This window comes from Planomonospora antibiotica (genome assembly GCF_014647955.1).
In the GTDB taxonomy this organism is placed as follows: Bacteria; Actinomycetota; Actinomycetes; order Streptosporangiales; family Streptosporangiaceae; genus Planomonospora; species Planomonospora parontospora.
In genome coordinates, this window is sequence record NZ_BMQE01000036.1 from 1 (window position 1) to 20710 (window position 20710).

The 20710-nt window shown below is 72.4% G+C and carries 22 protein-coding genes; 6 read left to right on the forward strand and 16 right to left on the reverse strand.

Features of this window, described 5'->3' with window-relative positions; translation table 11 throughout:
* Both IEZ06_RS26140 and IEZ06_RS26145 read left to right on the forward strand, forming a co-directional pair.
* Nucleotides 1-193, forward strand: a 193-nt coding sequence (locus IEZ06_RS26140; protein WP_189239335.1) for a zinc ribbon domain-containing protein, incomplete at its 5' end; no start/stop codon positions are given.
* A gap of 105 nt (nt 194-298) precedes the next feature.
* Nucleotides 299-478, forward strand: a complete 180-nt coding sequence (locus IEZ06_RS26145; protein WP_189239336.1) for a hypothetical protein — start codon at nt 299-301, stop codon at nt 476-478.
* A 118-nt stretch (nt 479-596) separates the two neighbouring features.
* On the opposite strand, the gene IEZ06_RS26150 is transcribed toward IEZ06_RS26145, so the two are convergent.
* The 8 genes from IEZ06_RS26150 to infC all read right to left on the reverse strand — a co-directional run bounded on the left by IEZ06_RS26150 (nt 597) and on the right by infC (nt 8257).
* The gene (locus IEZ06_RS26150) at nt 597-842 is read right to left on the reverse strand and encodes a hypothetical protein (protein ID WP_068895359.1); all 246 of its coding nucleotides are present in this window, start codon (nt 840-842) and stop codon (nt 597-599) included.
* Nucleotides 843-993: 151 nt separating this feature from the next.
* On the reverse strand, nt 994-3507 hold the full coding sequence (pheT, locus tag IEZ06_RS26155) for a phenylalanine--tRNA ligase subunit beta (protein WP_189239337.1): 2514 nt from the start codon (nt 3505-3507) through the stop codon (nt 994-996).
* The gene (gene pheS / locus IEZ06_RS26160) at nt 3507-4556 is read right to left on the reverse strand and encodes a phenylalanine--tRNA ligase subunit alpha (protein WP_189239385.1); all 1050 of its coding nucleotides are present in this window, start codon (nt 4554-4556) and stop codon (nt 3507-3509) included. The genes pheT and pheS overlap by 1 nt, the downstream gene beginning before the upstream one ends.
* Nucleotides 4557-4868: 312 nt before the next feature.
* On the reverse strand, nt 4869-5951 hold the full coding sequence (locus IEZ06_RS26165; protein ID WP_189239338.1) for a sensor histidine kinase: 1083 nt from the start codon (nt 5949-5951) through the stop codon (nt 4869-4871).
* Between the two features lie 50 nt (nt 5952-6001).
* Nucleotides 6002-6835 carry a TrmH family RNA methyltransferase gene (locus tag IEZ06_RS26170; protein WP_189239339.1) on the reverse strand — a complete coding sequence of 278 codons (834 nt, stop codon included), beginning with the start codon at nt 6833-6835 and terminating at the stop codon, nt 6002-6004.
* 111 nt (nt 6836-6946) lie between these two features.
* Nucleotides 6947-7327 carry a 50S ribosomal protein L20 gene (gene rplT / locus IEZ06_RS26175; protein ID WP_068895365.1) on the reverse strand — a complete coding sequence of 127 codons (381 nt, stop codon included), beginning with the start codon at nt 7325-7327 and terminating at the stop codon, nt 6947-6949.
* Between the two features lie 23 nt (nt 7328-7350).
* Nucleotides 7351-7545, reverse strand: coding sequence for a 50S ribosomal protein L35 (gene rpmI, locus IEZ06_RS26180; RefSeq protein WP_068895367.1), 195 nt, complete (start codon nt 7543-7545; stop codon nt 7351-7353).
* 130 nt (nt 7546-7675) lie between these two features.
* The gene (infC, locus tag IEZ06_RS26185; protein ID WP_229798709.1) at nt 7676-8257 is read right to left on the reverse strand and encodes a translation initiation factor IF-3; all 582 of its coding nucleotides are present in this window, start codon (nt 8255-8257) and stop codon (nt 7676-7678) included.
* A 389-nt stretch (nt 8258-8646) separates the two neighbouring features.
* Here infC and IEZ06_RS37305 point away from each other — a divergent pair, with 389 nt between their 5' ends.
* Nucleotides 8647-9075, forward strand: a complete 429-nt coding sequence (locus tag IEZ06_RS37305) for a PadR family transcriptional regulator (protein ID WP_268245631.1) — start codon at nt 8647-8649, stop codon at nt 9073-9075.
* A complete protein-coding gene (locus tag IEZ06_RS26195; RefSeq protein WP_189239341.1) occupies nt 9072-10034 on the forward strand; it encodes a hypothetical protein in 963 nt (320 codons plus the stop codon). The genes IEZ06_RS37305 and IEZ06_RS26195 overlap by 4 nt, the downstream gene beginning before the upstream one ends.
* Here IEZ06_RS26195 and IEZ06_RS26200 read toward each other — a convergent pair.
* From IEZ06_RS26200 to IEZ06_RS26235, 8 genes are all read right to left on the reverse strand, one after another.
* The gene (locus IEZ06_RS26200) at nt 10009-10839 is read right to left on the reverse strand and encodes a shikimate dehydrogenase (protein WP_203871736.1); all 831 of its coding nucleotides are present in this window, start codon (nt 10837-10839) and stop codon (nt 10009-10011) included. The two genes, IEZ06_RS26195 and IEZ06_RS26200, sit on opposite strands and share 26 nt — an antisense overlap.
* Nucleotides 10840-10847: 8 nt before the next feature.
* Nucleotides 10848-12014, reverse strand: coding sequence for an endolytic transglycosylase MltG (mltG, locus tag IEZ06_RS26205; RefSeq protein WP_189239343.1), 1167 nt, complete (start codon nt 12012-12014; stop codon nt 10848-10850).
* 372 nt (nt 12015-12386) lie between these two features.
* On the reverse strand, nt 12387-12884 hold the full coding sequence (gene ruvX, locus IEZ06_RS26210) for a Holliday junction resolvase RuvX (protein ID WP_189239344.1): 498 nt from the start codon (nt 12882-12884) through the stop codon (nt 12387-12389).
* Between the two features lie 78 nt (nt 12885-12962).
* On the reverse strand, nt 12963-15635 hold the full coding sequence (gene alaS / locus IEZ06_RS26215; protein ID WP_189239345.1) for an alanine--tRNA ligase: 2673 nt from the start codon (nt 15633-15635) through the stop codon (nt 12963-12965).
* Nucleotide 15636: 1 nt separating this feature from the next.
* Nucleotides 15637-15891 (reverse strand): hypothetical protein, encoded by a 255-nt coding sequence (locus IEZ06_RS26220; RefSeq protein WP_189239346.1) that lies wholly within the window; start codon nt 15889-15891, stop codon nt 15637-15639.
* Nucleotides 15888-16280: a DUF948 domain-containing protein gene (locus IEZ06_RS26225; protein WP_189239347.1), complete on the reverse strand. Its 393-nt coding sequence runs from the start codon at nt 16278-16280 to the stop codon at nt 15888-15890. The genes IEZ06_RS26220 and IEZ06_RS26225 overlap by 4 nt, the downstream gene beginning before the upstream one ends.
* A 94-nt stretch (nt 16281-16374) precedes the next feature.
* Nucleotides 16375-17694 (reverse strand): replication-associated recombination protein A, encoded by a 1320-nt coding sequence (locus tag IEZ06_RS26230; protein WP_189239348.1) that lies wholly within the window; start codon nt 17692-17694, stop codon nt 16375-16377.
* Between the two features lie 29 nt (nt 17695-17723).
* Nucleotides 17724-18185, reverse strand: a complete 462-nt coding sequence (locus IEZ06_RS26235; RefSeq protein ID WP_189239349.1) for a DUF2231 domain-containing protein — start codon at nt 18183-18185, stop codon at nt 17724-17726.
* Nucleotides 18186-18393: 208 nt separating this feature from the next.
* Here IEZ06_RS26235 and IEZ06_RS26240 point away from each other — a divergent pair, with 208 nt between their 5' ends.
* Both IEZ06_RS26240 and IEZ06_RS26245 read left to right on the forward strand, forming a co-directional pair.
* Entirely contained in the window at nt 18394-19281 is an 888-nt protein-coding gene (locus IEZ06_RS26240) for a peptidylprolyl isomerase (protein WP_189239350.1), read from the forward strand.
* A 191-nt stretch (nt 19282-19472) separates the two neighbouring features.
* Nucleotides 19473-20693, forward strand: a complete 1221-nt coding sequence (locus IEZ06_RS26245) for a cytochrome P450 family protein (protein WP_189239351.1) — start codon at nt 19473-19475, stop codon at nt 20691-20693.
* Nucleotides 20694-20710: the final 17 nt, after the last annotated feature.

Consider the following 20710-nt stretch of genomic DNA (forward strand, 5'->3'; position numbering starts at 1 on the left):
CTGGTTCCCCAGCTCGAAGCTGTGCTCGACGTGCGGGGCGCTCGCCGCGTCCCTGCCGCTGAACGTCCGGTCGTGGACCTGCCCGTGCGGCGCGGTCCATGACCGGGACGTCAATGCCGCGAAGAACATCCTCGCCGCCGGACGGGCGGAGAGGTTAAACGCCTGCGGAGGGACCGTAAGACCCGCCGCCTAGCGGAGGGCGGGACCCGGCGAAACAGGAAGCCACAGAGGTGCCGCACCACGCGGCACGGGCTGAATCCCCGGCCTTCAGGCCGGGGAGCGCGTCAAGCTGGGCGCCATGACAGCCGAGGCCTGGAGCGTGGAGATGAGCCATCCTTCGCTGCCCGAGTGGGTGTTCCCCCCGCCGGGGGGCTTCTCGGCGGAGGAACTCGATCACATTCCGGATCTGCCCGCGCGCACGGAGCTGTCCGCGCCCTTCGACGCCGACGTCGACCTGACGGAGATCGACCGGCTCTGACGGACTCCGCGGCGGAGCCGCCCACCTGCTCCGGCGCCCGGAGACTCCGATACCGGCCCTGGCGGCTCCACCGGCGGGCCCAGGACCTACTCGTCCCGTCCGCACCCCGGTTCCGGGATCACTCCGCCTCGCGCCAGCCGCCGTACTCCTCGGCCAGCTCGGTCAGGCGGGCCAGGTCGGCCGGGGACAGCGTCTCGTCGGGGTCCTCGACCACCGCCAGCCACTGCGCGTCCTCGGCGTCGTCCTCCCCCGCCAGGGTCTCCCGCACGACGGCGGGCAGGTCCAGGGCGGGGAACTCCTCCGCCACGGTCTCCGCGACCTCCTCGGCGTCGTCGCGGTCGGCGAACACCAGCAGGTGCCTCATCTCGTTTCCCTCTCTCGGCCCCGCCGTCCGGCGAGGCGGATACCGGGGCGGCCGCACGACGTGCCGCCCTGCAAATCATGACCGCCGTGCCCGCCCATGCGAAGGCCCCGGCGGGCACCGTCCGCCGAGGCCTTCGCCGACCGCTCTTCCGTCAGGCGCCGCGGAGCCGGGCTCCGGTGCGCTCGCCCGCCAGGGCCACGGCCGCGTCACGGGCCGCGGTGGTCTCCTCGACGGTCAGCGTCCGGTCCGGCGCGCGGAAGCGCAGCGAGTAGGCCAGGGACTTGTTGCCCTCACCCACCTGCGCACCGGCATAGACGTCGAACAGCCGGATCGTCTCCAGCAGCTCGCCGGCGCCCTCGCGCAGCGCCCCCTCGACCTCGGCGACCGGGACGGCCGCGTCGACGATCAGCGCCACGTCCTGGGTGGCGACCGGGTAGGCGGAGATCGCGGGGGTCTCCACCGGGCCGGGAAGCGACGCCTCCAGCCGGGTCAGCTCCAGCTCCATCGCGCAGGTGCGCGGCGGCAGGCCGTACGCCTCGACGACGCGGGGGTGCAGCTCGCCGGCGTGGCCGACGAGCGCCCCCCCGGCGTACAGCGCGGCGCAGCGGCCCGGGTGCCAGGGCTCGTGCCGGTCGGCGCGGACCTCCAGGGAGACCCCGGCCTCGCGGGCCACCGTGCGGGCGGCCTCCACCGCGTCCGCCCAGGTGGCCGGGGCGCCCTTGCCCCACCAGCCGGAGCGTGCGAACTCCCCGGCCAGCACGACCGCGACCCGCCTCGGCTGCGCGGGCAGCGCCGCCTCGATCGAGGCCAGCTCGTCGTCGGTCGGCCGCCGCTCCACGCCCAGCACGGGCGCGGTCGCCGGCGCGTCCGCGGCGGGCCGGTAGACCAGGCCCGTCTCGAACAGCGCGACGTCGCCCGCGCCCCGGCCCACGTTGCGGACCAGGGTCTTCAGCAGACCCGGCAGCAGCGTGGTCCGCATCAGCGGCTCGTCCTCGCTCAGCGGGTTGGCCAGCCGTACGGCGCGGCGGCGCGCGTCGCCCCCGGGCAGCTGCAGGTTGTCGAGGTCGCGCTCCCCCATGAACGGGTAGGCGAGGACCTCGACGTAGCCGGCCGACGCCAGCGCCCGGCCGACCCGGCGGCGCAGCCGCTGACCCTCGGTGAGGCCGGCTCCCGCCGGGGCGGCGGGCAGGACCGAGGGGAGGTTCTCGTAGCCCTCGAGCCGGATGACCTCCTCCGCCAGGTCGTTGGGGTCGGTCAGGTCGGGCCGCCAGGAGGGCGGGACGACCGTCAGCATGTCGTCCCCGGTCACCCCGAGCCCGGCCGCCAGGCCGTCGGCTCCCTCGGCTCCCTCGGTGACCGTGCAGCCGACCTGCTCCAGGCGGCGGATCACGGTCCCGCGGTCGTAGCGCACCCCGGCGACCCTGCCGGGGTGGCCGCTCGGGATGGGGATCCGGACCGGCGCGGTCTCGACCTCGGCGCAGGTCACGCCCGGCTGGATCGTGCCGCCGCCCAGCTCCGCCAGGAGCCGCACCGCCCGCCAGGAGGCGTACAGCGGCAGCTCCCGGTCCACGCCCCGCTCGAAGCGCTTGGACGCCTCGCTGACCAGGTTGTGGCGTCGGGACATGCGCGCGACCCCGCTGGGGGCGAAGTGCGCGGCCTCGATGACGATGTCGGTGGAGTCGTCGGAGATCTCGGTGTGCAGCCCGCCCATCGTCCCGGCCATCGAGATGGCGCCCGAGGAGTCGGTGATCAGGACGTCCTCGGGGTGGAGCGCGCGCACGACGTGGTCGAGCGTCTCCAGGGTCTCCCCCGGCTCCGCCCGGCGCACCACGATCTCCCCGCTGAGCTTCGTCGCGTCGAAGGCGTGCAGCGGCTGGCCGAGCTCGAGCATCACGTAGTTGGTGACGTCCACGGCGAGCGAGACCGGCCGCATGCCCGCGCGCGTCAGCCGGGCCCGCATCCAGAACGGGCTCGGGGCGTGCGGGTCGAAGCCGCGGATCGCGCGCAGCACGAAGCGGTCGCACGCGGTCGGGTCGGCGATCGAGGCCGGGTGGGACGGGCCGGTCTCCGCGGGCGGGGTGAGGTCGGCCGGGTCGTGGAACGCGACGCCGAAGGCGGTGGCGACCTCGCGGGCCACCCCCCGGACGGACAGCGCGTAGCCGATGTCCGGGGTGATCTCCAGCTCGATGACGTCCTCGCGCAGGCCGAGCAGCTCGACCACGTCGGCGCCGATGGGGGTGTCGGCGGGCAGCAGCATGATGCCGCCGTGGTCGTCGCCCAGGCCCAGCTCGCGCTCCGAGCAGATCATGCCCTCGGACATGCGCCCGTAGGTCTTGCGGGCACCGACCTCGAACCCGCCGGGCAGCACACCGCCGGGCAGCACGACCGGCACCCGGTCGCCGGCGGCGAAGTTCGTCGCACCGCACACGATCTGGCGCGGCGCGGCCTCCCCCACCTCGACCTGGCAGTGGCGGATGGGCTTCTTGAAGCCCTCGAGCTCCTCGATGGAGAGCACCTCGCCGACGACGACGTTCTTGACGTCGTGCCCGTGGGAGGTGATCGCCTCCAGCTTGAGCCCGGCCGCGGTGAGCTTGTCGGCGACCTCGTGGGCGGTGACGGCGGGGAGATCGACATACTCCCGCAGCCATGAAAGCGGGACCTTCATCAGACCTCCATCCCGAACGGGAGCGTGAAGCGGGCGTCGCCCTCGACCATGTCGCGCATGTCCTCGGCGTTGTGGCGGAACATCAGCGTGCGCTCGACGCCCATGCCGAACGCGAAGCCGCTGTAGCGGTCGGGGTCCACCCCGCAGGCGATGAGCACCCGCGGGTTGACCATGCCGCAGCCGCCCCACTCGATCCAGCCCTCGGACTTGCAGGTGCGGCAGGGCGGGTTGCCCGGGACCGCGGAGGCTCCGCGGCAGACGAAGCACTTCAGGTCCATCTCGGCCGACGGCTCGGTGAACGGGAAGTAGTTGGGCCGGAACCGGGTGGTGATGCCCTCGCCGAACATGACCTCGGCGAAGCGGTCCAGGGTGCCCTTGAGATGGGCCATCGTCAGGCCCTCGTCGACCGCCAGCCCCTCGATCTGGTGGAAGACCGGGGTGTGGGTGGCGTCGAGCTCGTCGGTGCGGAACACCTTGCCCGGCGAGATCACGTAGACCGGCAGCTCCCGGCTGAGCAGCGCCCGGATCTGCACCGGCGAGGTCTGCGTGCGCAGCACCTTGCCCGAGTCGACCGACTCCACGAAGAAGGTGTCGTGCTCCGAGCGCGCCGGGTGGTCGGGTGAGATGTTCAGCGCGTCGAAGTTGAACCACTCGCCTTCCAGCTCGGGTCCTTCCGCCACCTCGTAGCCCATCGCGACGAACGCGTCGGCGATGCGCTCCTGCAGCGTGGTCAGCGGGTGGCGGGCGCCCCTGGGGAGGCGGTCCCACGGGAGCGTGACGTCGACGGTCTCCTCGACGAGGACCCGTTCGTCCCGCTCGGCCTCCAGCTGTGCCTGACGCTCGGCGAGGGCGTCGGCGATGGCCTTGCGGGCGCCGCCCACGCGCTTGCCCGCCTCGGCGCGGGCCGCGGGGGGCAGCGCGCCGATCTCGCGGTTGGCCAGGGCGATCGGTGAGCGGTCGCCGGCGTGGGCGAGCCGTACCTGCTTGAGTTCGTCGAGGTCGCGCGCAGCCTTGACGGCTTCGAGCGCTTCAGCCTGCATGCGCGCCATCTCATCGGCGTGCAGCGGCGTCACCTCGACCGGGTCGTAGTTAGACAAGAGAGAGCTCCGAATCCAGGGCTTGAGCGGCCATCATTCTCTCGTAAGGCTGCCGAGTTTACCCAGCGGGGCGTTGCCGCCCTGCTACGATCCTCACGTTCCGAACGGTCAGGGCTTGGCCGTCGCCCGCTTCGAAGGAGACGGGCGAGAAACCGCTCCCTTCGGGGAGCGGAGGAGTCACGAGTCTAGTCGCTGAAGCGGCTAGAGATCGCCGGGAAGCACTCGGCTGCGTGGAGTCGGCCCACCGGGTCTCGGATCCGCCGTTCAGGCGAAGTCGGGGGTGCCGGTGGGCACGGTAAATCGGAACTCGGCCCCGCCTTCGGGGCCCCGCCGCACGGACACGGTGCCGCCGTGGGCCTCGATCAGGCCCTTGACGATGAACAGGCCGAGCCCGGTGCCGCCCCGGCGGCGGGCGTTGCCCCGCCAGAACTGCCGGAACACGCGCGTGGCCAGCTCGGGCGGGATGCCCTCTCCCTGGTCACGGACGGACACGGTGACTCCCCATTCGCTCGGTTCCATGGCTATTGTCACCGTACCCCGGCCGTGGCGCACCGCGTTTTCCAGCAGGTTGGCCAGGACCTGGTCGATCTTGTCCTGGTCGAGCCAGGTCTCGGGCAGCTCGCCGTCCACCTGGAGCCGGAAGCGGTCCTCCGGCTCTCCCGCGGCGACCCGTCCGGCGATCAGCCGGCGCGCTCTGGCCGGGAGGTCGACCACCTGCCGGTGGATCTCCAGCCGTCCCGACTCGATGCGGGACACGTCGAGCAGCTCGGTGATCAGCCGTGTCACCCGGTCGGCGTCGGCGTTGACCGTCTCCAGCATGACCAGCTTCTGGTCGTCGGTGAAGCGCGACCACTTGGCCAGGAGTGTGGCGGTGAACCCCTTGACGCTGGTCAGCGGGGAGCGGAGCTCGTGGGCGACGGTGGAGACCAGGTCTGCGCGGCTGCGCTCCAGGCGGGCGCGGGCTCCGGCGTCGCGCATCGTGACGACCACGCGGACGACCTCGCCTCCCCGCTCGGGCCTGCGCACCAGGCGGGCGGTGACGAGCAGTTCCTGGCCGCCCGGGGTGCGCAGCGGGAGCTCGGGCTGGCGGGTGCGGGTGGGCAGCCCGCCGTACGGGTCGAGCCACTTCCACCAGTCGCGGCCGTCCTGGTCCTGCAGGGAGAGCACGTCGCGCACGTGGCGGCCGACGGCCCGCTCCCGGGTGATCCCGGTCAGGCGGGCGGCGGCGCGGTTGACGGTCAGCACGTGGCCGTCGCGGTCGGTCACCACGAGGCCGTCGGGAAGGTCGTCGACGCCGATCGCGCATGGGGAGTCAGCGCCCCGCTCGTCGGTGTGTTCGCCGTGCACGACCCCGCCTCCTCGGACTCCAAGGCCGACAATAGCGGGTTTCCCGCGTCCTACGGCAGCCTCGGCCCGGGGGCCGGGGGCGAACCGGCGCGCTGGAACCGGGCAGATGCATACAGACACACCGCAGCCGCGGTGGCGAGGTTGAGGCTCTCGGCCCTTCCGTAGATCGGCACCCGGACGACGTCGTCCGCCAGCCGCAGGAGCTCCTCGGGCAGCCCCCAGGCCTCGTTGCCGAAGATCCACGCGGTCGGCCCGGACAGGTCCACGTCGTCCAGGGTCTGCTTGCCCGCGCCGTCTGCGGCGAGCACGCGCAGGCCGGACTCCTTGAGCTTCGCCACGGCCTGCGCCACCGGTGTCCCCGTGGCGACCGGGAGGTGGAACAGGCTGCCCGCGCTCGCCCGGACGCATTTGCCGTTGTAGGGGTCGACCGAGGCGTCGGTGAAGATCACCGAGTCGGCGCCGGCGGCGTCGGCCGAGCGCAGCACCGTCCCGGCGTTGCCGGGGTCGCGGACGTGCGCGAGGACGGCCACCAGGCGGGCGCCGGCGGTGACGGCGCGCTCCAGCGGCACGTGCACGAAGCGGCACACCGCCAGCAGACCCTGCGGGGTGACGGTCTGGGCGAGCTCCGCCATGACCTCCCCGCTGGTCCGCAGGACCGGTATCCCGGCGGCCCGCGCCGCGAAGACGATCTCGGCGTGCCGGAGCTCGGCCTCGGCCGTGGTGAACAGCTCCACCACGACGTCGTCCAGTGCCAGCGCCTCGCGGACCGCCTGCGGCCCCTCGGCGAGGAAGGACCGGTCGCGGTCCCGGAAGGCCCGCTTGGTCAGCCGTCGCGCGGCCTTCACCCGCGGCGACTTGATGTTCGTCAGCTCAGAACCCGCCATACCCGTCCCTCGAGAGAACCCGCGTGAATGCGAACGCGGTCCGCAGCGTGATCGCTGCGAACCGCGTTCTTCGACGGAGCCGGACCCGGCCGGCTGCCCGTGTGTCCGGCCTCAGGCGACCGGCGCGTTCACGTCGGCCGGGAGCGCCTTCTTGGCGGCCTCGACCAGCGTCGCGAACGTGGCGGCGTCGTTCACCGCGAGGTCGGCGAGGATCTTGCGGTCGACCTCGATGGAGGCCAGGCGCAGACCCTGGATGAGCCGGTTGTAGGTGATGCCGTTCTGGCGGGCAGCGGCGTTGATGCGCTGGATCCAGAGACGGCGGAAGGTGCCCTTGCGGTCCTTGCGGTCCCGGTAGGCGTAGGTCATCGAGTGGAGCATCTGCTCCTTGGCCTTGCGGTACAGACGTGACCGCTGGCCCCGGTAACCGCTCGCCCGCTCGAGAACGACCCTGCGCTTCTTCTTGGCGTTGATCGCCCGCTTCACGCGTGCCATGTGTATCTATCTCCCCGGGATCGTTACTTAGCGAGCAGCTTCTTGATCTTCTTGGCGTCGGCGTCGGAGAGCACGACCTCGGGCTTGAGACGGCGCGTCAGGGTGGACGACTTCCACTCGTTGTAGTGCGCGCGGTTGGCGCGGCGGCGCTTGATCTTGCCCGAGCCGGTGAGCCGGAACCGCTTCTTCGCACCGCTGTGCGTCTTCATCTTCGGCATCTCAGCCGTATCTCCCTCGATCGTGCCGATGTCCCGGGCCGGTGACCCGAGTCAAGGGCATGCCTGACTGCGAGACCGGACCCGGTCCCGGATTCTTCTCGCGGCCGCCTGAGCGTTCAGGCTATGCGAGTCACTCCTGCGGAGCGGCCGCCTCGTCGGTGACGGGCGTCTCGGTCTCCGCGGACTCTTCGCCGCGCTGGGCCTTGGCCGCCGCCTTCTCGGCCTTGGCCTCGGCCTTCTTCTTGTGCGGGCCGATCACCATGATCATGTTACGGCCGTCCTGCTTGGGCTGGGACTCCACGAAGCCGAGCTCCGTGACGTCCTCCGCCAGCCGCTGCAGGAGCCGGAAGCCCAGCTCGGGCCGGGACTGCTCCCGGCCGCGGAACATGATCGTGACCTTGACCTTGTCCCCGGCCTTGAGGAACCGCACCACGTGACCCTTCTTGGTCTCGTAGTCGTGCGGGTCGATCTTCGGCCGGAGCTTGATCTCCTTGATGATCGTGTACGCCTGGTTGCGGCGCGCCTCACGTGCCTTCATGGCCGACTCGTACTTGAACTTGCCGTAGTCCATGAGCTTGCACACAGGCGGGCGAGCCGTCGCCGCGACCTCGACGAGGTCGAGGTCGGACTCCTGAGCCAGCTTCAGAGCATCGCCGATGGAGACGATGCCCACCTGTTCGCCGTTCGGGCCGACGAGGCGCACCTCGGGCACACGAATACGGTCGTTGATGCGGGGCTCGGCGCTGATGGGGCCTCCTAGGTTGCGATCCGCCGCCCTCTGGCGGGCGACTGCCACGTGCTCGATCGTGCCGGGAGGTCACGCATGCGCGCCCTGGTCAACAGGACGCGGAACGCAAAGTGCCCCGCACGTCGCGCATGCGGGGCCACATGGACTCACGAACCCTAAGCCGTAAGCCCTCCGGGGTTAACCGGAGTGATCCTTGACCTGCCGGCCTCGCGGTCGACCAGGTGGGAGGAAGACCTCCGCTTGCGCGTCCGGCAGGCATGCCGGACCGATCGAGTAGTCACGTTACCACAACCGTGCGCAGCCGCCGAATCACCCCCTTGTCCATATGCAGACAGTCGATATATAAAGATCGCATGAGTGAACGTCCGATGCAGGAACCCACGTTCCTGATCCTCACGGCCCTCGCCGCCGGGCCCCAGCACGGCTACGGGGTGATCACCGACGTGCGGGAGATCTCCGCCGGCCGGGTCGTCCTGCGCGCCGGGACCCTCTACGCCGCCCTCGACCGGCTCCAGGCGGAGGGCCTCATCGAGGGCGACCGGGAGGAGGTCGTGGACGGCCGCGTCCGCCGCTACTACCGGCTGACCGACTCCGGCGGCGCCCGCCTGGCGGCCGAGGCCGAGCGGCTCCGCCGGCACGCCGAGGCCGCCTCCGCCCGGCTGCGCGCCCGCCTCGCCGGGGGCGCCGTCTTCCGCGGGAGCCTCACCGGGGGCATCGCCTCGCCTCCCGGCTCCTTCGGGGGCTCCCGCTCCCGTCACCGGCTCGCCGGAGGTGCCGCATGACCGGGCTGGAGGACCGCTACCGCGTGCTCTTCGCCTGGTACCCGGCCGAGCACCGCGCCCGGCACGAGGAGGAGATGATCGCGGTCCTGCTCGCGTCGGCCCGCCCCGGGCAGACCCGCCCCGGCCTCCGCGACGCCGCCGACCTGCTGCTCGGCGCCGTCAGGATCCGCCTGCGCCACGCCTTCGGCCCCGGGTCGGCCCCTCTGTGGCGGGACGCGCTGAACGCGGCGGCGGTCGTCGCGCCGCTCTCCCTGCTGGTCACCGGACTCGGCTCGGCCGCCGGCCTCCTGGCCTCGGCGAGCGGGCTCCCGCCGTCCTACACGGTGGTCCAGCTCGCGTTCCTGCTCCCGCAGGCGCTCATCGTGGTCCTGGCGCTGCGCGGTCCCCGCTGGGGTGCGGCGGCCTGCGCATGGCTCTGGGCGGTCGCGGAAACCACCGTCTCCGTGTGGGCGATCCTGGACGCGATCGCCTCTCTCGGGCCGGACACCTACTCGGTGCAGCCCCTCACGGCGGGGATGGCCGCGGAACGGGCCGGCCCGCTCGTCTTCTCCGCGCTCCTGCTGACCGCCGCACCCGACCCCGCCTCGGGTGCGCGGTCGATCGGCCATCGGACGCTGCTGCGCTGGTCGGTCGCGACCGTCACAGCGCTGGGCGCGGTCTCCGTCCTCTCGTTGCTCACCGCACCGGGCCTCGGCCTGACCGGTCTGACCCTGCCCCTGCTGGCCGCGATGGCCTGCGGCGTCGCCAGCCGCCACGCGGCCGGGCGCCGCGGCATCGCGCTGCTCGCCCCGCTGCTGCTCTTCGTGACGGGACACCGCCTGGCGGATCCGCTCTCCTCGGGCAGGCCGTTCGTCCTGGCGGTCGAGGCGATGCTCCTGGCCCTCGCCTTCGTCCTCGCCCGGCGCGGCTTCCGGCCGTACGGCTCCGGGACGGTCAGCTCGCCCGACCGGCTCGCCTGAGGATCTCCGCCTCACCGGCCGCGCGCATCGCCTCCACCGGCACGTCCGTCCGGCCGGTCATCATCTCGACCTGCCTGACCGCCTGGTGCAGCAGCATCGGGAAGCCGCCGACCACGGTCCCGCCCGCCCGCCGTACGGCCTGCGCGAGAAGGGTGGGCCAGGGGGCGTAGACCACGTCGAAGACCGCGGGAGCGCGGGCGGCCACCAGGTCGGCGAAGCCGTCCGCCGCCCCGGACGGCAGGGTGGAGACCACCAGGTCCACGTCCAGGACCGCGTCGAGCTTGTCGAAGGTCTGCACCGCCAGGGCCGTGCCGAGCCGTTCGGCCACCTCGGCGGTCTCTCCCACCCTGGCCGGGTCGCGGACCACCAGCGTGGCCTCTCCCAGGCCCAGCTCGCGCAGGGCGGCCAGGGTGGAGGCGGCCGTGGCGCCTCCACCCAGGATCACCGCGGACCGGGGAGGAGCCACCCCGCCCTCGGACAGCGCCTGCACGATGCCGTACACGTCGGTGTTGTCGCCGTGCCGGCCGCTCTCCGACAGGACCACGGTGTTGGCCCCGCCCACCTCGACGGCGAGGTCGGAGACGGTGTCGAGCAGCGGGAGCACGGCCCGCTTGAGCGGCATGGTCAGCGAGAGCCCGGCCCACCCGGGGCCGAGGCCGCCGAGCAGGGCGGGCAGCGCCGCCTCGTCGCACTCGATCGCCTCGTAGCTCCAGCCGTCCAGTCCGAGCGCCTCGTAGGCGGCCCGGTGCAGGTAGGGCGAGAGGGAGTGGGCGATCGGCGAGCCCAGAACCGCGGCCCTCGTCACGGTCCCCGTCACCCGCCCGCCCGCGTCTCGTTGAACTTGGCCTTGAGCCGGAGGAACTCCGCCTCGGTGACGGCGAACTCGGTCAGCCGCCGCTCAGGGTCGGTGGTCACGAAGAAGAACCATTCGCCCTCGGGCGGGTTGAGCGCGGCCTGGATGGCATGGTCGCCGGGGTTGCTGATCGGCCCCGGCGGCAGCCCGGGCCTGGCGTAGGTGTTGTAGGGGGAGGTGCTGCGCAGATCGGCGTTGGTGGCGGCGATGCCGTACTTGTTCAGTCCGTACATCACCGTGCTGTCCATCTCCAGCTTCCGCCCCTTCTCGAGGCGGTTGTAGATGACCCGGGCCATCTTGCCCATGTCGCTGACCCGGCCGGCCTCGGCCTGGACGATGCTGGCGATCGTCATGATCTCGTGCGGCGTGTGGCCGAGCTCCTTGGCCCCGGCGACCAGTTTGTCCTTGTCGGCGGTGTCGTTGAAGCGCTCGACCATCGCGGCCAGGATGTCGGCCGCCGACATCTTGGGCGTGATGTCGTAGGTGGCCGGGAACGCGTAGCCCTCCAGCCTGCCCCTGGCGTAGCCGGGCAGGCCCAGCGCCTCGGCGTCCTTGGCCGCCTGCTGGAACTCCTTCAGCGGCCGGCCCGTCGCCTTGGCCAGGGTGATGAGGGTGTCGGACAGGCGCAGCCCCTCCTTGAGGGTGACCCGGTCCATCAGCTGCTTGCTCGGGTCGAGGAGCTCGACCGCCGCGGCGGCGGACATCTGCTTGCGCAGGGTGTAGGTCCCCGGCTGCAGGGAGGAGCTCTTGCCGGCCGCCGCGATGGCGTTGGTGAAGGCCTTGGCGCTCTTGACCACGCCCTGCTCCTCCAGCGTCCGGGCGACGTCGGTGGCGCTCTGCCCCGCGGTGATCTCCACGGAGACCTCGCCGGTGCCCTGGCCGGTGTAGTCGTCGGGGGTCATCACGTCGCTCAGCCACGTGTAGCCGTAGTAGCCGCCGGCGCCGATGCCTCCCACCAGGATGAGGAGCGCGAGCATGGGGGCCAGGAAGCCCCCCTTGTTCCGGCGCCGTTTGCGGCGGCGGCCCCGCCTCCCGCCGTCGCGTCCCGAGGACGCGCGCGACCGGCGCCGCGACCGACCATCGTCGTCCTCGGCGCCGACCAGGAAGTCCATGTCAAGGTCGTTCATGATTCGCTGGCCAATCTCCCGGCACGGACGGTCCGGCGTCAAGTGAATCTTCCGAACCGTGGAGCTTCACCGAGCTGAACATCCAGGTTCTCCGGGCTTCTGCCCCCGATGTCCCGGTGCGCGCCGCCCGGCTGCGGGGAACGGCGAATCCTCCTCGGGACATCAGCATGCCCCGAGGTATCTGCTCAGCTCTTCCCGGTATCCCGCCAACTCACTCTCTTCGTCAAGGAATTTCGTGATTCTATGCTCCGGACCCGCAACCACAAACTGAGACCAACCATCTCGATCTGGATGTGAACCCCCAAAGGGCGCGGCTCTCCTCACGCTCGCAGCGGACCCGGTGACCGGCCGACGCGCTCTCCGCGAGGCCGGTCACCGGCGGAGCGGGCCGCCGCTCTCTCCACCGGGCCGGTCGTCCGGCACCGCCACGGGAGCGCCCGGCGCCCTGCCGGTGGCGCGTTCGGCGTCGAGGGCCGCCTGGAGCAGCACGACGGCCGCCGCCTGGTCCACCACCCCGCGCTGCTGCTTCGCCTTCACGCCGCTGGCCCGCAGGCCCTGCTGGGCGGTGACGGTGGTGAGTCGCTCGTCGAACAGCCGCACCGGGACGGGGGCCAGCCGGGCGGCGATCCGGGCCGCGAACCCGCGGGCGAGTTCCGCCGCCTGCCCCTCGCGGCCGGAGAGCGAGGTGGGCAGGCCCACCACGACCTCGACGACCTCGTACTCGGCCGCGAGCTCCGCGAGCCGCTCCAGATCGCCTCTGCCGCGCCGTACGGTCTCCACCGGGGTGGCCAGCAGGCCCGAGGGGTCGCTGCGGGCCACGCCGATGCGTACCGAGCCGACGTCGACGCCCAGCCGTGTGCCGTTTCTCATGCCGTTCTTTCCTGCGCCCGCGAACCGGGGTCCGGTTCGCGGGCGTCGTCCGTCGTCGGGCGCGTCAGGGGCCGGACGTCAGGCGAGCGTCTGCGCGATCGCCTGCTCGACGGCGCCGAGCGCGTCGCCGATCGCCTCGGGACGGGCTCCGCCGCCCTGGGCGACGTCGTCCTTGCCGCCGCCGCCGCCGCCGAGCGCCTTGGCGGCGACGCCGACGAGCGCGCCCGCCTTCAGCCCGCGCCCGCGCCCGGCCTCGTTGACCACCGCGACGGCGACCGGCCGGTCGCCGGGCACGCCCGCGACCACGACGACCGCGGCGCGGTCGGCCGGGAAGCGGCCCCGCACGTCCAGGGCGAGCTTGCGCAGGTCGTCGGCGGAGGTGCCGTCGGGTGTGCGATGCGTGACGACGGAGACCCCGTGCACGTCGCGGGCTCCCGCGGCCAGCTCGCCGGCCACGGCCAGCACCTGGGCCGAGCGGAGCCGCTCCAGGTCCTTCTCGGCGGTGCGCAGCCGCGTGACGATGCCCTCGATGCGCTCGGGCAGCTCCTCGCGGCGCGCCTTGAGCTGCTCCGACAGCTGGGCCACCAGCACGCTCTCGCGGGCCAGGAAGCGGAAGGCGTCCAGGCCGACCAGCGCCTCCACCCGGCGCACCCCGGCGCCGATCGAGGACTCGCCCAGCACCTTGACCAGGCCGAGCTGGCCGGAGCTGGCGACGTGGGTGCCGCCGCAGAGCTCACGGGAGTAGTCGCCGACCTCCACGATGCGGACGGTCTCGCCGTACTTCTCGCCGAACAGCGCCAGCGCGCCCATCGCCCGGGCCTCGGCCTGGGAGGTGTGGAAGGCGTTGACCTGCAGGTCGTTGATGAGGATGGCGTTGACCTCGTCCTCGACGTCGCGCAGCACGCTGGGCGGCACGGCCCCGGCGGCGGTGAAGTCGAAGCGGAAGCGGCCGGGGGAGTTCTCCGAACCGGCCTGCGCCGCCGTCTCGCCCAGCGCGTTGCGGAAGCCGCGGTGCACCATGTGGGTGGCGGTGTGGCTGCGGGAGATGGCCCGGCGGCGCTCGACGTCGATCTCGGCCTGGACCTGGTCGCCCACCCGGATCTCGCCGCCGCGGACCTTGCCGCGGTGCACGACGAGGCCCGCGACCGGCGACTGCACGTCCACGACCTCGACCTCGGCGCCGTCGGCCCGGATGACGCCCTGGTCGGCGAGCTGGCCGCCGCCCTCGGCGTAGAACGGGGTGCGGCCCAGCACGACCTCGACCGTGGTGCCCGCGCCGGCCGCGGGGACGGAGACCCCGTCGACGAGCAGGCCGACGACCTCGGACTCGGCGCTCACCTGGTCGTAGCCGAGGAACTCGACCCGGCCGGCCTTCTCCAGGATCTGCCCGAACACCGAGATGTCGGCGTTGCCGGTCTTCTTGGCGGCGGCGTCGGCCTTGGCGCGGTCGCGCTGCTCCTTCATCAGCCGGCGGAAGCCCTCCTCGTCGACCTTGAGGCCCTGCTCGGAGGCCATCTCCAGGGTCAGGTCGATCGGGAAGCCGTAGGTGTCGTGGAGCTGGAAGGCCTGGTCGCCGGAGAGCACCGTCGCGGACTTGCGCTTGGTCTCCTCCACGGCCGCGTCGAAGATCGCGGTGCCGGTGCGCAGGGTGCCGAGGAAGGAGGCCTCCTCGGCGTCGATGACGCCGTGGATCTGCGGGGCGTCGGCCTTGAGCTCGGGGTACAGCTCGCCCATCACGTCGACCGCGACGGCGGTGAGCTCGTGCATGTAGCGCTCCTCGCCGGAGCCGAGCAGGCGCAGGTTGCGGATCGAGCGGCGCAGGATGCGGCGGAGCACGTAGCCCCGGCCCTCGTTGCCGGGCAGCACGCCGTCGGCGACCAGCATGGTGCCGGTGCGGACGTGGTCGGCGACCACGCGCAGGCTGATGTCGGCGCGCTCGTCGCGGCCGTAGCGGGTCTTGGTCAGCTCGGCGGCGCGGTCGAGGATCTTGTAGGTGGTGTCGATCTCGTAGATGTTGTCGACGCCCTGCAGGATCGCGGCCATGCGCTCCAGGCCCATGCCGGTGTCGACGCTCTTGGCGGGCAGGTCGCCGAGGATCGGGAAGTCCTCCTTGCCGCCGCCCGCGCCGCGCTCGAACTGCATGAAGACGTTGTTCCACACCTCGAGGTAGCGGTTCTCGTCGGCGACCGGGCCGCCCTCGCGGCCGTACTCCGGGCCGCGGTCGTAGTAGATCTCGGTGCAGGGACCGCAGGGGCCGGGCACGCCCATCGACCAGAAGTTGTCGGCCATGCCCCGGCGCTGGATGCGTTCGACCGGCACGCCCACCTTCTTGTTCCAGAGTTCGGCGGCCTCGTCGTCGTCGTGGTAGACGGTGACCCAGAGCCGGTCCTCGGGGAAGCCGAACCCGCCATCGGCCTCGGAGCGGGTCAGCAGCTCCCAGGCGAACGGGATCGCGTCGTCCTTGAAGTAGTCGCCGAAGGAGAAGTTGCCGAGCATCTGGAAGAAGGTGGCGTGCCGGGTGGTCTTGCCGACCTCGTCGATGTCCGGGGTGCGCACGCACTTCTGCACGCTCGCCGCCCGCTTGTAGGGGGGCGTGCGCTGGCCCAGGAAGTAGGGCTTGAAGGGGACCATGCCCGCGGGGACCAGAAGCAGCGTCGGGTCCTCGGCGATCAGGCTGGCCGAGGGCACGACGGTGTGCCCACGCTCCTCGAAGAAGCGCAGGAAGCGGCGGGCGATCTCTGCCGACTCCATGTCAGCGGCCATCCTTTACGTCGTAGTGATAGGTGTCTTCCACACTGTCGAGCCCGAATCTGGACCGCAACTCGGTTTCCTTCCGGGCCGCGCCGTCCAGCGCGTCCGCGGCCACGTCGCGGGCCTGGTCCAGGAGACCGGAGGCGCCCCGGGCCGCGCGCCGCGCCAGGTGGTTCGGGTGCAGTTCGGCCAGCCTACGCCTGACCCACAGCGCGCCGAACGCGCCCAGGGACATGTAGAACAGTCTCCGGATCACCGCCGCCGCCTCTCCAGCGCACGGGCGCCGGACGCGACCCGCCCGCGGGCGCCGATGGCCCGCCGGAGGCCGTGGCCGAGCGCCACCGCCTTGATCATAGGGCCGGTCACCAGGACCTGGGCGACGCCGCTGACCTTGGCCGCGTGCCCGCTGACCTGCTTGACGTCGCGGACGATGGCCTCGACGGCGACGAGCTGGCGGTTCGTCTCGTTGACGGTGACGGCCGCGTCCTCCAGCAGCGGCACCGCCCGGTCGCTCAGCTCGGAGACCATCTTGGTGGTCTCGGTGAGCAGCCGGGACAGCTTGAGCAGGACCACGGCCAGGAAGCAGACCAGGACCACCCAGGCCACGGCCACGATCAGGCCGGCGACCTCTCCTGCGGTAAGCATGCGCCGAATCTCCCTGTCTCACCCGGCTGGAACGGCACGACCCTATCGCGTCCCACCCCGTTCCCCCGGCATGCCGCGTCACGGAGGGGGCTGCCTAACCCGCCTGACCGCCCCGGAGGAAGGCGCGGATCCTGGCCCAGCGGTCCGCGAAGCCCGCCTCGGCGCCGTGCCGGGTGGGCTGGTAGTAGCGGCGGCCGCGCAGCGGCTCGGGCAGGTAGTCCTGGCGGACCAGGCCGTGCTCGAAGTCGTGCGGGTAGCGGTAGCCCTGCCCGTGGCCGAGCTTCGCGGCTCCCGGGTAGTGGGCGTCGCGCAGGTGCCCGGGGACCTGGCCGATGTCTCCGCGGCGCACGTCCGCCGCGGCCGCGTCGACGGCGGTGATCACCGCGTTGGACTTGGGCGCCAGCGCGCAGTGGATCACCGCCTGGGCGAGGTTGAGCCGGCCCTCCGGCAGCCCGATGAACTCCACCGCCTGGGCCGCGGCCACCGCCGTCTGCAGGCAGGTGGGGTCGGCCATGCCGACGTCCTCGGAGGCGAAGATCATGATACGGCGGGCGATGAACCGGGGGTCCTCCCCCGCCTCGACCATGCGGGCCAGGTAGTGCAGGGCGGCGTCGGCGTCGGAGCCGCGCATGCTCTTGATGAAGCCGCTGACCACGTCGTAGTGCTGGTCGCCCTGGCGGTCGTAGCGGACGGCCGCCTTGTCCACCGCGCGCTCCACCGTCCCGACGGTGATCTCTCCGTCGGCGATCAGCGCGGCGGCCTCCAGGTAGGTGAGCGAGCGGCGGGCGTCCCCGCCCGCCAGCCGCACCAGGTGGTCGGCGGCCTCGGGGGCGAGCCCGACCCGCCCGTCCAGGCCCCGGGGGTCGGCGACCGCCCGCTCCAGCACCGTGCGGACGTCGTCGCCGGACAGGGGTTCCAGGGTGAGCAGCAGGGAGCGGGAGAGCAGCGGGGAGATCACGGAGAAGAACGGGTTCTCCGTGGTCGCGCCGATGAAGGTGACCCAGCGGTTCTCCACCGCGGGCAGCAGGGCGTCCTGCTGGGCCTTGTTGAACCGGTGCACCTCGTCGACGAACAGCACGGTCTGCCGCCCGGACATGCCCAGCTCGCGGCGGGCCTGCTCGATGGCGGCGCGGACCTCCTTGACGCCGGCCGACACCGCGGACACCTCCACGAACCGGCGCTTGGTCACCCCCGCCACGACGTAGGCGAGGGTGGTCTTGCCGGTGCCGGGCGGCCCCCACAGGAACAGGGACATCGGCGCCTCGGCCTCGACCAGCCGGCGCAGCGGGGTGCCCGGGCCGAGCAGGTGGCGCTGACCGACCACCTCGTCCAGGCCGCGCGGGCGCATGCGAACCGCGAGGGGCTCCTGGCCGCGGTGCGCCTCCTCCGCCGCCGAATCGAACAGGCTGTCCACGCCCCGACAGTACCGCCCGCCGCGGGGGATCAGCCTCCCCAGACGGCCACGGCCCCGCTGTGGCCGGCGCGGACGACGTAGTAGACCGCCACCGCCGCCAGGAGCACGGTGAGCCCGGAGACGGCGATCTCCACCGGCCGGCCGTACCGGGCGGCGCGCAGGACGTGCAGCATGCCCAGCGAGACCAGCCCGAGGGCGAGGACGGCCAGCACCAGCGGCGTGCCGAAACTCTCGTGCTCGGCGATGCGCTCGCCCAGCCGCCCTCCGGCGGAGGAGAACCGGCCGTCCTTCAGCTCGGCGCCGCTCTGCCTGGCCGCGAAGGCCGCGGGAGGGGCTGCCACGGCGAGCCCGAGGACCGCCCAGCCCAGGGCGGCGCGCGTGCGCGGGGCCAGTGCGTAGACGGCCGCCGCCACCGCGAGCAGCGGCGTCAGCACCACGGTCGCGTGGATGATCAGGGGGTGGGCTGGCAGGCCCAGGATCTCGTCGAGCATGAGGTGACTCCGGTGTGCGGGCGGCTGGCGTGGTCGTCGCCAGACCGGAATCCCATCACGGAGGGGATCTGGAACGTGTAAAGACCTCCGGGATGTTCACTCCCGCCCCACCTTGCGCCTTACGCCACTTACATCCACCACACTCCGGGGCCGGTACGCTTTCGCGGAGTCAACAGTCATACAGATGGTGATCCTGGAGGACATAGCGGTGAGCGGCGAAGACCGCCAGAGCCAGCTGGCTCGGGAGCACAAGGAGCGGCAGGCCCGACGTGCCGAGCAGGCGAGCAAGGCCAAGCGGAACACCTTCATCGGAGCCGGCGCCGCGGTGGTGGCCGTGGTCGGAGGCGTGATCGCCGCCTCGACCCTGATGGGCGGCGGCGAGAAGGAGCCGTTGGCCGCCCAGACGCCGGCCCCGTCGGAGAGCGCCTCCACCCCGGCGGCACCCGACCTCACCGCCTCGGCCAAGCCGGGCGCCACCACCTGCGAGTACCGCAAGGACACCACCGGCAGCCCCACCAAGTTCGTGGGTTACCCGCCCAAGAAGCCGAACCTGAAGCTGAAGACGATGACGATCACCACCAACCACGGTGACATCGTGATCGACCTGGTGACCTCGGCGACCCCCTGCACCGTCAACTCCCTGGCGTTCCTGGCGAAGAAGAACTTCTACGACGGCACCAAGTGCCACCGGCTGGCCACCCCGGAGAACTCCGGCCTGGGCCTGCTGCAGTGCGGCGACCCGCAGGCCAAGGCCGACGGCAAGAACTCCACCGACGGCCAGGGCAGCTCGGGTTACGTCTTCAACGACGAGAACCTGGGCGGCCTGTCGTACGGCAGGGGCACCGTCGCCCTGGCCCAGGCCCCCGACGCCGCCAACCAGAACGGCAGCCAGTTCTGGATCTCCTACAGCAACGAGACCGCCCAGCTGGACTCCGGACCGGCCTACACGCCGTTCGGCACCGTGTCCAAGGGCATGGAGATCATCGACAAGATCGCCGCCGGCGGGTGGATCACCAACGAGGCCGACATCACCGGCGACGGCGGCTCCCACGCCCCCAAGATCCCGGTGCTCATCAAGGACGTCAAGCTCTCCTGAGCCCGCGTGCGCGGACGCCCCGGCCGTGGAGGACCCACCGCCGGGGCGTCCGGGTTCCAGCGCCACGGGCGGGACCCGGCCGCGGTCCCCGCGCCGCCGGTATCTGTGATCCCCGTCACATCGACCCGCTTCTCCCCGCCTCTGGTCCAAGCTGGAGTCAGGGGACGTCGAGCCGTGACCGAGGAGCGCCCATGCCGGAGCCGGCGACGGAGAGACTGCCGTTCGAGTTCATGCTCAGCCCGGAGTTCGGGCGCGACCCGTACACCGAGTACGGCAGGCTGCGCGAGCGGGGGCCGGTCCACGCGATCGACTTCCCGCGCGGGGTGCCGGCGTTCGTGGTGATCGATCACGAGCACGGCCGCCAGGCGCTGACCGACCCGCGGCTGGCCAAGGGCCTCGGCCACGCGCCGGGCTTCTTCCAGGACGCCGTCGTGCGGGGCAACCCGGCGCTCGCCAGGAACATGCTCAACAGCGACCCGCCGGACCACACCCGCCTGCGCCGCCTGGTCGCCGGGGCCTTCACCGCGCGGCGGACCGCGAGCCTGGCCCCCCGGATCCAGGAGATCACCGACCGGCTGGTCGACACGATGGAGGCCGCGGGCGAGGCCGACCTCCTCGACGACTTCGCCTTCCCGCTGCCGATCACCGTGATCTGCGAGCTGCTGGGCGTGCCCTCCGCCGACCGCGCCGACTTCCGCGAATGGTCGGCCAGCCTGATCACACCCGCGTTCACCGAGGAGGCGGCCGGGCGGCGTGACGCGGTGAACGCCGCCGTCCGCGCCTACTTCGCCCGGCTGATCGACGAGCGGCGGCGGGCCCCCCGGGACGACATGATCAGCGCGCTGGTCACCGCCCGCGACGAGGACGGGCTGCTGAGCGAGCAGGAGCTGCTCGCCACGCTCACGCTGCTGCTCATCGCCGGGCACGAGACCACGGTCAACCTCATCGGCAACGGCATGCTGGCCCTGCTGACCCATCCCGCCCAGCTCGGGCTCCTGCGGGAGCGACCCGAACTGCTGCCGGGCGCGATCGAGGAGTTCCTCCGCTACGAGGGGCCGGTGGAGCGGGCCACGTTCCGTTTCGCCACCGAGGACATGGAGATCGCGGGCGTCCCCGTGCCCAAGGGCGGCGTGGTGCACGTCTCGCTCGGCGCGGCGGGCCGCGACCCGGCGGCGTTCGACGACCCCGACACGCTGGACATCACCCGCGCCGGCAAGCACCACCTCGCCTTCGGCCACGGCATCCACTTCTGCCTGGGCGCCCCGTTGGCCCGGCTGGAGGCGCGGATCGCCTTCGAGACGCTGCTGCGCCGCCTGCCCGGCATCAGACTCGCCTGCCCGGCCGAGGACGTGGCCTGGCGTCTGAACGGCTCGCTCATCCGCGGCCTGCAGGCGCTGCCCGTCCGGTTCTGAAGGCGCCGGCGCGGCCC

Coding starts and splice junctions, on each gene's coding strand:
- IEZ06_RS26235 (WP_189239349.1), bottom strand. CDS start 18,185: ATGCTCGACGAGATCCTGGGCCTGCCAGCCCACCCCCTGATCATCCAC.
- pheT (WP_189239337.1), bottom strand. CDS start 3,507: ATGAAGGTCCCGCTTTCATGGCTGCGGGAGTATGTCGATCTCCCCGCC.
- IEZ06_RS26170 (WP_189239339.1), bottom strand. CDS start 6,835: ATGGCGGGTTCTGAGCTGACGAACATCAAGTCGCCGCGGGTGAAGGCC.
- IEZ06_RS26195 (WP_189239341.1), top strand. CDS start 9,072: ATGACCGGGCTGGAGGACCGCTACCGCGTGCTCTTCGCCTGGTACCCG.
- IEZ06_RS26245 (WP_189239351.1), top strand. CDS start 19,473: ATGCCGGAGCCGGCGACGGAGAGACTGCCGTTCGAGTTCATGCTCAGC.
- IEZ06_RS26225 (WP_189239347.1), bottom strand. CDS start 16,280: ATGCTTACCGCAGGAGAGGTCGCCGGCCTGATCGTGGCCGTGGCCTGG.
- mltG (WP_189239343.1), bottom strand. CDS start 12,014: ATGAACGACCTTGACATGGACTTCCTGGTCGGCGCCGAGGACGACGAT.
- alaS (WP_189239345.1), bottom strand. CDS start 15,635: ATGGAGTCGGCAGAGATCGCCCGCCGCTTCCTGCGCTTCTTCGAGGAG.
- rpmI (WP_068895367.1), bottom strand. CDS start 7,545: ATGCCGAAGATGAAGACGCACAGCGGTGCGAAGAAGCGGTTCCGGCTC.
- IEZ06_RS26145 (WP_189239336.1), top strand. CDS start 299: ATGACAGCCGAGGCCTGGAGCGTGGAGATGAGCCATCCTTCGCTGCCC.
- rplT (WP_068895365.1), bottom strand. CDS start 7,327: ATGGCACGCGTGAAGCGGGCGATCAACGCCAAGAAGAAGCGCAGGGTC.
- IEZ06_RS26150 (WP_068895359.1), bottom strand. CDS start 842: ATGAGGCACCTGCTGGTGTTCGCCGACCGCGACGACGCCGAGGAGGTC.
- pheS (WP_189239385.1), bottom strand. CDS start 4,556: ATGGCGCGCATGCAGGCTGAAGCGCTCGAAGCCGTCAAGGCTGCGCGC.
- IEZ06_RS37305 (WP_268245631.1), top strand. CDS start 8,647: ATGAGTGAACGTCCGATGCAGGAACCCACGTTCCTGATCCTCACGGCC.
- ruvX (WP_189239344.1), bottom strand. CDS start 12,884: ATGAGAAACGGCACACGGCTGGGCGTCGACGTCGGCTCGGTACGCATC.